This is a genomic window from Psychrobacillus sp., assembly GCF_056205495.1.
The window spans coordinates 1-8,985 of record NZ_JBAEAP010000121.1 but is presented as its reverse complement, the minus strand read 5'-3'; the positions used below and the strand labels follow the sequence as shown (position 1 = coordinate 8,985).

At 36.3% G+C, this 8,985-nt stretch carries 9 protein-coding genes; 5 read left to right on the top strand and 4 right to left on the bottom strand.

Going from position 1 to position 8,985, the window contains the following annotated elements; all coding sequences use genetic code 11:
- Positions 1 to 98: 98 nt before the first annotated feature.
- The 4 genes from AC06OU_RS03670 to AC06OU_RS03655 all read right to left on the bottom strand — a co-directional run bounded on the left by AC06OU_RS03670 (position 99) and on the right by AC06OU_RS03655 (position 5,294).
- The gene (locus AC06OU_RS03670; RefSeq protein WP_475854047.1) at positions 99 to 2,342 is read right to left on the bottom strand and encodes a peptidoglycan D,D-transpeptidase FtsI family protein; all 2,244 of its coding nucleotides are present in this window, start codon (positions 2,340 to 2,342) and stop codon (positions 99 to 101) included.
- 116 nt (positions 2,343 to 2,458) lie between these two features.
- Positions 2,459 to 3,067: a superoxide dismutase gene (locus tag AC06OU_RS03665; RefSeq protein WP_169358095.1), complete on the bottom strand. Its 609-nt coding sequence runs from the start codon at positions 3,065 to 3,067 to the stop codon at positions 2,459 to 2,461.
- Between the two features lie 116 nt (positions 3,068 to 3,183).
- A complete protein-coding gene (locus tag AC06OU_RS03660; protein ID WP_475854050.1) occupies positions 3,184 to 3,663 on the bottom strand; it encodes a DUF456 domain-containing protein in 480 nt (159 codons plus the stop codon).
- Complete coding sequence (locus AC06OU_RS03655; protein ID WP_475854049.1) at positions 3,663 to 5,294, bottom strand: Na/Pi cotransporter family protein; 1,632 nt, start codon at positions 5,292 to 5,294, stop codon at positions 3,663 to 3,665. The genes AC06OU_RS03660 and AC06OU_RS03655 overlap by 1 nt, the downstream gene beginning before the upstream one ends.
- A gap of 175 nt (positions 5,295 to 5,469) precedes the next feature.
- Between AC06OU_RS03655 and AC06OU_RS03650 the strand changes: the two genes are divergently transcribed.
- The 5 genes from AC06OU_RS03650 to AC06OU_RS03630 all read left to right on the top strand — a co-directional run bounded on the left by AC06OU_RS03650 (position 5,470) and on the right by AC06OU_RS03630 (position 8,912).
- On the top strand, positions 5,470 to 5,970 hold the full coding sequence (locus tag AC06OU_RS03650) for a DUF1189 family protein (RefSeq protein WP_475854046.1): 501 nt from the start codon (positions 5,470 to 5,472) through the stop codon (positions 5,968 to 5,970).
- Between the two features lie 48 nt (positions 5,971 to 6,018).
- Positions 6,019 to 6,354, top strand: coding sequence for a hypothetical protein (locus tag AC06OU_RS03645; protein ID WP_342568035.1), 336 nt, complete (start codon positions 6,019 to 6,021; stop codon positions 6,352 to 6,354).
- A 93-nt stretch (positions 6,355 to 6,447) separates the two neighbouring features.
- On the top strand, positions 6,448 to 7,566 hold the full coding sequence (gene ispG / locus AC06OU_RS03640) for a flavodoxin-dependent (E)-4-hydroxy-3-methylbut-2-enyl-diphosphate synthase (RefSeq protein WP_251555618.1): 1,119 nt from the start codon (positions 6,448 to 6,450) through the stop codon (positions 7,564 to 7,566).
- A 12-nt stretch (positions 7,567 to 7,578) separates the two neighbouring features.
- Positions 7,579 to 8,157 carry a hypothetical protein gene (locus AC06OU_RS03635; protein WP_169358090.1) on the top strand — a complete coding sequence of 193 codons (579 nt, stop codon included), beginning with the start codon at positions 7,579 to 7,581 and terminating at the stop codon, positions 8,155 to 8,157.
- Between the two features lie 137 nt (positions 8,158 to 8,294).
- Positions 8,295 to 8,912, top strand: a complete 618-nt coding sequence (locus AC06OU_RS03630; protein ID WP_475854045.1) for an NAD(P)-dependent oxidoreductase — start codon at positions 8,295 to 8,297, stop codon at positions 8,910 to 8,912.
- Positions 8,913 to 8,985: the final 73 nt, after the last annotated feature.

The window sequence follows — 8,985 nt, the reverse complement described above, 5'->3', positions numbered from 1 at the left end:
ATCAACCAATAACTTTAACATAGCTAATAAAAAAAGTGAAATTGCACAGTCGCAATTTCACTTTTAATGCGGCAAGAGTTTGAACTCTTGCCTCTTATTTACTGTTCATCAGTTGTATTTGTTTCTTCACCTTCATCAATTTGGTCATTTGTGAACGCTGGTTTGATAGAAGGTGTTGCCGTAGATTCGTTATTTTCTAACGTACTTTTCTTTTTCTGTATATTAAAGTATGCATCTACAACCTCACGAGCCATCGTGCTAGTATAATTCGTTTTATAAGAGGATTCAGTGAATGCCTGTGGAACTACAATTGCATATGCAATTTCAGGATTATCATAAGGTGCAAAACCTACATGAGTTAAATTAACTGTTCTTATAGTTTCTTTCGTTGTAGGATCTTTTATATATGATTGAGCGGTTCCTGTCTTACCTGCAGCTGTATAAGGTGCGGTACCAAAAGCTCTAGCACCCGTACCGTTTTTTCCAAAATAAACACGCTGCATCCCTTTTCGAACATGATTGATCTCTTCCTGCGAATTATCTACCACATTTAAAACGGTCGGTTTAATTTCCTTTACTAACTTCCCAAGAGTGACTCCATCCTCCGATGGCTCACGAATTTCTTTTACGACATGCGGTTTAATGCGTTTGCCTCCGTTAGCAATAGTCGCAGTATATTGAGCTAACTGTAATGGGGTGTACGTATCATACTGACCAATGCTTAAATCCAGTAGTTTACCGGGTGTATCATCTATCCCCATGAAACCAGTAGATTCACCTGGTAGATCAATGCCTGTAGGTACACCTAAGCCAAACTGAGCATATCCATTACGCATCTTCAAAAATGCATCTGCTCCAAAATTAATAGGTTGATTCGGCTGATATGTTTTACCAGCCAATGCATATGCAATTTTGAACATATATACGTTGGATGAGCGTTCTAAAGCTGTTAAATCGTTTAAACGAATTCTTGAGCCTCTATTAAATACAGAGCTTTTAGGTGCAGAATCCTTGATTCGGATAGGCTCATCAACCATATACTCTCCTATACTAATCGCATTTTCTCTGTAAGCCGTTAGTACAGTAGCGGGCTTAACAGTAGATCCAAGCTCATAGCCAGTTTTAAATGCTCCATAGGCATAGTCTTGAACAGCCCATTTACCATTCTCTTTTTCTAGCTTTTTACCTACTAAAGATAAGACATCTCCCGTATATGGATCTAAAATAATTAAGAACGCACTATTTAAATAATTTGTTCCTGCATTATTGTTTTTCATTTGAAGAAGTTGTCTTTCAATTATTCCTTCCATTTCTAGCTGAACCTGACTATCGATTGTCAATACGAGCTCATTTCCTGGCTTCCCATCATAAATGGTACTTACATCAATGACTCGACCTTTACCGTCTGTTATATTTTTTACTACCGTTTTTTGTCCTTGTAGAATTTCTTCATATTGTTGTTCGATATAAGAAGTTCCTACTCGATCATTACGAGTGTAGTCTCTAGATAAGAAATAATTTAGTCGCTCATTTGGAAGTCCTTTTTTAGGAGAGGATACGCTTCCTAATACTGCTAAGGTTGAGTTTTTTACACGTCTCCAGTCAGTTGTCGTGTTTACCCCGACCATATCTGGATCTCCCAGTCTCTCGGAAACTCTAGCAAATTCCTCAGCTGTAACCTCTTTTATGTCTCCTTCTTCCTTGTTCATTTCATCACCTTTAATAATTTGTGGTGATAAGGCATAGCCTGCAGCCATCTCTCGATAGATCGCAATAATTTCCTCTTCCTCGGGGGTAAAGGAATTGAGCTGTTCTTCAGTTAGCTTACTTCTTTGTAAACGGTCGATTGCTCTGTTCTTTTCGCTCGTCGTTAACTCTTCGTTAGATTCGATTTTATTTCGTTCTTTATCTGTCACGAGGTTCTTAGCTTCTTCTGCATTCTCTCTTAACCAATAGTCTTGACGATCACTTTTTGTAATATTGTCTGTATCCTTTTCAATTAACTTACTCAATTTCTTTGCAGTTTCTAACATATCCTCGGATTTCGTGGTCTGCATTTTTGTATAAGTTATAACCTTTTGTGGTTTATTATCGACTAGTATACGTCCTTCACTATCATATAATCGTCCTCTTGGAACGCTAGTGTTTACAGATGTCTCCTCCGTACTCTCCAGTTTTTTGACATACTCTTCCCCTTTTACAATTTGAAGATATCCTAGTCTTAGGATTAAAAGGGTGAACAAAAGAAATATGGAAAAGAAAAGAATGTTCATACGAAAAGTAATGTTTTTCCTTTGTTTTGCTTTTATACTTTGTGCACGTTTTTTTGAAATTTTTCGCATGATATCACCTACTTGTTAAATAATTTTCTTTACTTACAGTGTAACATAAAAAGCACACACTTTTAGACGAAAAAGTGTGTGCTAAGTTTCTTTTTATTGACTTTTTATAATAATAATTATTTTGCTGAAGCGTAACGTTTTGAAACTTCATCCCAGTTTACAACATTCCAGAAAGAAGAAATGTAATCAGGACGACGGTTTTGGTAATTTAAGTAGTAAGCATGCTCCCAAACGTCTAATCCTAATAATGGAGTTTTACCTTCCATGATAGGTGAATCTTGGTTTGCAGTCGAAGAAATTTCTAACTCTCCGTTTGATACAGATAACCAAGCCCAGCCAGAACCAAAACGAGTTGTTGCTGCTTTAGCAAACTCTTCTTTGAAAGCATCAAAGCTACCGAATTTTGCATCAATTGCTTGAGCTAAATCTCCAGTTGGAGTACCACCACCATTTGGTGATAATAGTTGCCAGAATAATGAGTGGTTAGCGTGCCCACCACCATTGTTACGAACTGCTGTTTTAATGTCTTCTGGAAGAGCGTCAATATTAGCAATTAGTTCTTCTACTGATTTGTTTTCTAAATCAGCTTTACCAGCTACCGCATTGTTTAAGTTTGTTACGTAAGTATTGTGGTGTTTCGTGTGATGAATGTTCATCGTTTCCTTGTCGATATGTGGTTCAAGTGCATCGTAAGCGTAAGGTAATTGTGGTAATTCGTATGCCATTATAGTTTCCTCCTAAAGAATAATATAGTAATTTTCTACCCATTTATTAGCGTATCAAAATATGATCAAACGTTCAATTAAAATAGCCTATTATTGTTCTCCTACTTTTGACTGAGTTATACAAAGAGAACAAATACCACTAGCATTACAGTTAATATTATTACTTTAGCAATGGAAGAAGTTAAGAATCCGATTAAAGATCCTATACCAGATTTAAACGCATGTTTTAATCCTTCTCGTGTAACGATTAATTCAGCTAATACAGCGCCAAGGAATGGTCCGATTATGATACCAGCTACAGGAATAACAAAAGGTCCAAATAACAAGCCGATTGTACTGCCCCATACTCCGGCCTTCGTTCCACCAAATTTTTTAACACCAAGCGCATTGGCAGCCATATCCGCTCCAAACAAAAGAATGACAAATAATATTTGTATTGTCCAGAACAGCCAAGTCAATTCGGTAAAAGAAAAGAACAATCCATACAAAATATAACCAAGTAGCATGAATACTACTGAAGGAATGATAGGATAAAAAGTACCGACATAAGCTATTACAAAACTAGCTATTATTAAAATCCACCCAATAACCTCTATCATGTACGTCTCCCCAATACGGCTTCTGCAACATTACAAGCATGGTCTCCGATTCGCTCTAAGTTACTTAAAATGTCTACAAACATTATACCTGCTTGACCTGAACATTTACCTTCGTTTACTCGTAGTATGTGATTTTTTCTAAATTGTCTTTCCATTTTATCTATAACATTCTCTTGTTCTGCTACTTCTTGTGCTAATTTTACATCATTAGTATTCAGAGCTTCTATTGCTTTATCTACTGTTTTTATCGTTAACTCAAACATTTCTGAAACATCCTCTATTGCATCTTGAGTTAAAACTATTCGGTGAACTTCTTGGTATTCTATCAGTTCCAAAATGTTCTCAAAATGATCTCCAACTCTTTCAATGTCCCGAACAGTATCCATTAGCATATTATGTCGGCTAGAATCTTGATCAGACAGCGGCTGCGAAGAAATTTTTACTAAGTAATCTGTGATTTTTTGATCTAAATTATTTAATGCGTCTTCTACTTGATAAGCCAAATCTGAATCACGCTTGTTCTTTGTTTTTAGATAAGCATATGTTTTCTCTAATCCTTGTATACTTAGAGCTCCCATACGTAAAATTTCCTCTTTAGCCTGTCCGATAGCGATGGATGGTGATTGTTCGATGAAGTTAACATCTAAATGTTTAGGCTTATATTCTATGGAAACATCGTCTCCAGGTATTAACTTAGTGACAAGATATGCCCAAGCCCCAATCAATGGAAATTGAATAATTGTGTTTGCCACGTTAAAGGAACCGTGAGCAAAAGCTATTTGCATTTTGCTTTCTAAATCTAGTACTCCAGAGATCCACTCAATATAAAGAGTAAATGGAATTAACAAAATTAAGAAAATTACTGAACCAATGACATTAAATAGAACATGGGTTGCAGCTGCTCTCTTTGCAGCAACAGATTCACCTAAAGAAGCTAATATAGCTGTAATTGTAGTCCCTATGTTATCTCCAAAAAGTACTGGTAAAGCTCCCTGTAGAGAGAGTAAATTTTCTGAATATAGACCTTGCAATATAGCAACAGTTGCACTAGAGCTTTGTACTATTAACGTAAAAATTGTTCCTGCCAATAATCCAAGGAAGGAATGATCACTCATTGCGAGAGTGAAATCAGTAAATGCTTCTAACGATCTTAAGGGCTTCATACCACCGCTCATTAGTTCAAGCCCGAGGAATAACCCACCAAATCCGAATATAACTTCCCCTACATTTTGTACAATATGTTTCTTAAAAAAGAAAATTAAGAAAGCCCCTACTGCCATAATTGGAAGTGCATAGCCCCCAACATCAAAGCCTATGATAAACGCAGTTATTGTTGTTCCTATATTTGCTCCCATTATTACACCAATAGCCTGTCGCAGTTTCATAAACCCTGCACTTACTAGACCTACTGTAATTACAGTTGTCCCAGAACTAGATTGAATTAATACAGTTACAATGATTCCGACTAAAACTCCCATAAAAGGATTAGTAGTATAGCGATCTAAAATATCCCTTAGTCGATCCCCCGCCGCTTTTTGCAACCCATCCCCCATATACTTAATAGCGAACAAGAATATACCCAGTCCTCCAAAAAATTCAAACAACATTTGCTGCCAGTTCAATTCCACGATAACCTTCAGCTCCCATTTCGACAAATTAATTCAACTTCTATTATGGTTAAATTATTAAGTTGATGTAAACACTTACTCACTATTCTTTACAATATCTTAACAAAGTAAAATTAAATTTACTTTGGTTACTTCATTCTGATGATGATAATATAGAATAGAAAGGGTGAAATTTATGAATTTATTTCAGCTATTTAAAGCAAGCCTACATAGCCCTAAAAAAATTGCTGCATTTCGACTTATTCCAATCGGAAAGGTAATGCAATACGTCTTTATCTACGTATTTTTCATGACTGCAATCTCCTTTTTCGGATTTATAAACGGTATTTCAGAACAACAACAAAATGTAGAAGGACTAATCGAATACTTTTCCGATATTCAATGGTTAATCTATCCCTTTGCATTTCTATTTTTATTTGTTTTAAATACTATGTTTATATTTGTCCGTATTAGTATCTTTGCCTATTTAGGTACCCTAATACTTCTCCTTTTAAAACGACGTGGAGAATATCGACACCTTTGGAGAACTACGCTGTTTGCTAGCACGGTGCCTATGGTCATTTCTATTGTCATTGCAATCCTGCAATGGTCTAACGATTGGATTCAGCTAGGAATCTATGCTGTTACCTTTGTCTATTTATATAGTTCTTTAAAATATTATCCTATAAAGAAATAGCATAATGTCCCCTCCTCCGACATAGAGTTGGTTAGGGGGGATTTTTTTATGAAACTATTTATAGCAACCATTATACTTTTTATATCGTTTTATATTATTAAGGTAGATTTGTTTGAAGGAACAATCCCATTAGCTTATTCAAGTGAAGTCTCAATAGAAGAATGTATGGAATCTCCAGAATATATAGTTGCTGAGATTATGCCCGGAGAAACAATCTATTCGTTGTTTGCCATTTACCCAACTAGTGAAGAAATTTCTTTCACAAAACGTTTAAATGATTTTTACGAGCTTAATCCACACTTAAAAAAGCAATCATTTCATGTCGGAGAAAAAGTACTTTTACCTGTTTATACATCACAATCAAACTGTAAAAAAGAAAATTAGAGGTTTCTTCCTTGTCAATTCGTTTGAAAGACTGATAAAATGGTGGATAGTGACGGCATAAAGCCTCAAGAAGGAGAGAATTTCATGAGTGAAATAATTCATCGTTCCAAAACTCGTCCTGTACGAGTTGGAAACTTAACTATAGGTGGCAGTAACGAACTTTTTATTCAAAGTATGACAACAACTAAAACACATGATGTGGAAGCAACCGTAGCTGAAATATTACGTTTAGAGGAAGCTGGTTGTCAGGTTGTTCGTGTAGCTTGTCCAGATGAACGTGCTGCTTATTCGATCGGCGAGATAAAAAAACGTATTAATATTCCATTAGTAGTGGACATCCATTTTGATTATAAATTAGCACTAATTGCAATCGAGCAAGGTGCTGATAAAATTCGTATTAACCCAGGTAACATTGGTCGTAAAGAAAAAGTAGAAGCTGTAGTTAATGCAGCTAAAGCAAAAGGTATTCCAATTCGTATTGGAGTTAATGCAGGTTCATTAGAGAAAAAAATCTTAGAGAAATATGGCTATCCTACTGCAGACGGTATGGTAGAAAGCGCTCTACACCATATTAAAATCCTAGAAGACTTGGATTTTCATGATATTATCGTTTCGATGAAGGCATCTGATGTTAATCTTGCGATCGAAGCATATCGCAAGGCTTCTGAGGCATTTGACTATCCGTTACACTTAGGGATTACTGAGTCAGGAACTTTGTTCGCTGGATCTATTAAGAGTGCTGCCGGCCTAGGAACACTCTTAGCCATGGGTATCGGAAACACATTACGTGTATCGTTAAGTGCAGACCCAGTGGAGGAAGTAAAAGTAGCTCGTGAGCTGCTAAAAGTATTTGGTCTTTCTTCTAATGCGGCGACATTAATTTCTTGCCCTACATGTGGACGTATTGAAATCGACTTAATTTCTATTGCAAATGAAGTGGAAGAGTATATCTCCCATATTAAAGCACCTATTAAAGTAGCAGTACTAGGCTGTGCAGTAAACGGCCCTGGAGAAGCTCGCGAAGCGGATATCGGCATTGCCGGTGCACGTGGCGAAGGTCTATTGTTCCGTAAAGGAAAAATAGTTCGCAAAGTGCCAGAGGAAACTATGGTAGATGAACTGAAGATTGAAATTGATAAAATCGCAGCTGAATATTTTGCGAAACAAGAGTTAGAAAAGCAACAAAAGGAAATTGAAGCTCAACAAGCTTAAGGAGAGATATAAATGACGAATGTACGTTTCGGCATTGATATAGATGGGACAGTAACTTGCCCTACTTCTTTGCTACCTCATATAAATGAAGCATTTAAATGCAACTTGCAATTAGAGGATATTAAAGAATATGACTTAACTAAAGCTTTTGAAGTAGACCAGAAGGAATTTTATGAATGGTTTAAATCCTCTGAGCCAGTCATTTACGCAACCTCCCCTATCCAGGCTGATGCGAAAGCTGTTTTATCAGCATGGAAGGAAAAGTATGAGCTATACTTCATCTCAGCTCGTGGAGAAAACGTGATGGACGTAACGCTAAACTGGTTTAAAGAGCAAGAGCTCCTATATGACCATATCGAATTGATTGGTACGCATAACAAAATTGAAACTGCAAGAAAGCATGGGGTTCACGTATTTTTCGAAGACAAGCATGACAATGCTGTTGAAATAAATGAAGAGCTAGATATACCTGTATTATTGTTCAATACCCCATATAACCAGCAGCCAGCTCCTAAGGGAGTCATTCGAGTGAATAACTGGATTGAGGCTAACAATTGGATTGAAAAGGAATTTTCGATGACAATTAAATAAAAAGTTGAAGGGGTAACCTGTTAAGGGTTACCTCCTTTTTTTAGATATAACTCAACTTTATGACTATACATACTATCGCAGAATGATACTAGCTAGAAAAAAGCTTTAACTAAAACAAATGAAAAGAGGAATTACGAATGGACATTATTATATTTGGGGCTAGCGGTGGAGTAGGTAAACATTTTACTAAATTGGCATTAGACAACGGTCATTCTGTCACTGCTTATATTCGTACACCTTCCAAGCTAGAGATTAATCACGAGAATCTAACTATTATTCAAGGAGATGCTTTTGACAAGCAAGCTGTCGAAGCTGCTATAAACGGAAAAGATGCCGTTGTTTCGTGTTTAGGCTCCACTACCGGTATGAAAAAATCTACGCAGTTAGAGAATATGATGAAAAATGTAGTAGATGGAATGGTAGCAAATAATGTAAGCCGCATTGTTTACACTGCATCAGCAGGTGTAGAAAATGAAATACCCGGGTTAATGGGCAAGATGATGATGAAGATGCTTGGTAACGTGTTAGACGATCATAAGAATGCGATCGAATATATCAAATCCAATAATTTAACATATACGATTGTAAGACCTATGGGACTAACGGACAAAGCATTTACAGGGAATTATAAAGAGTCTACTACAAGCGTTCCGAGTTCCGGAAAATCAATTTCAAGAGCAGATGTAGCTGATTTTATCTACAAGGCGTTAACTGACAGCTCTTATGAAAATACTTCTGTAGGAATAAGCAGCTAATTTATATTAAAGCGTAAGTATATCTTTTTAAAGATTAGCACCGTTCACATAGCCTAATAAAAATGAGACCGGG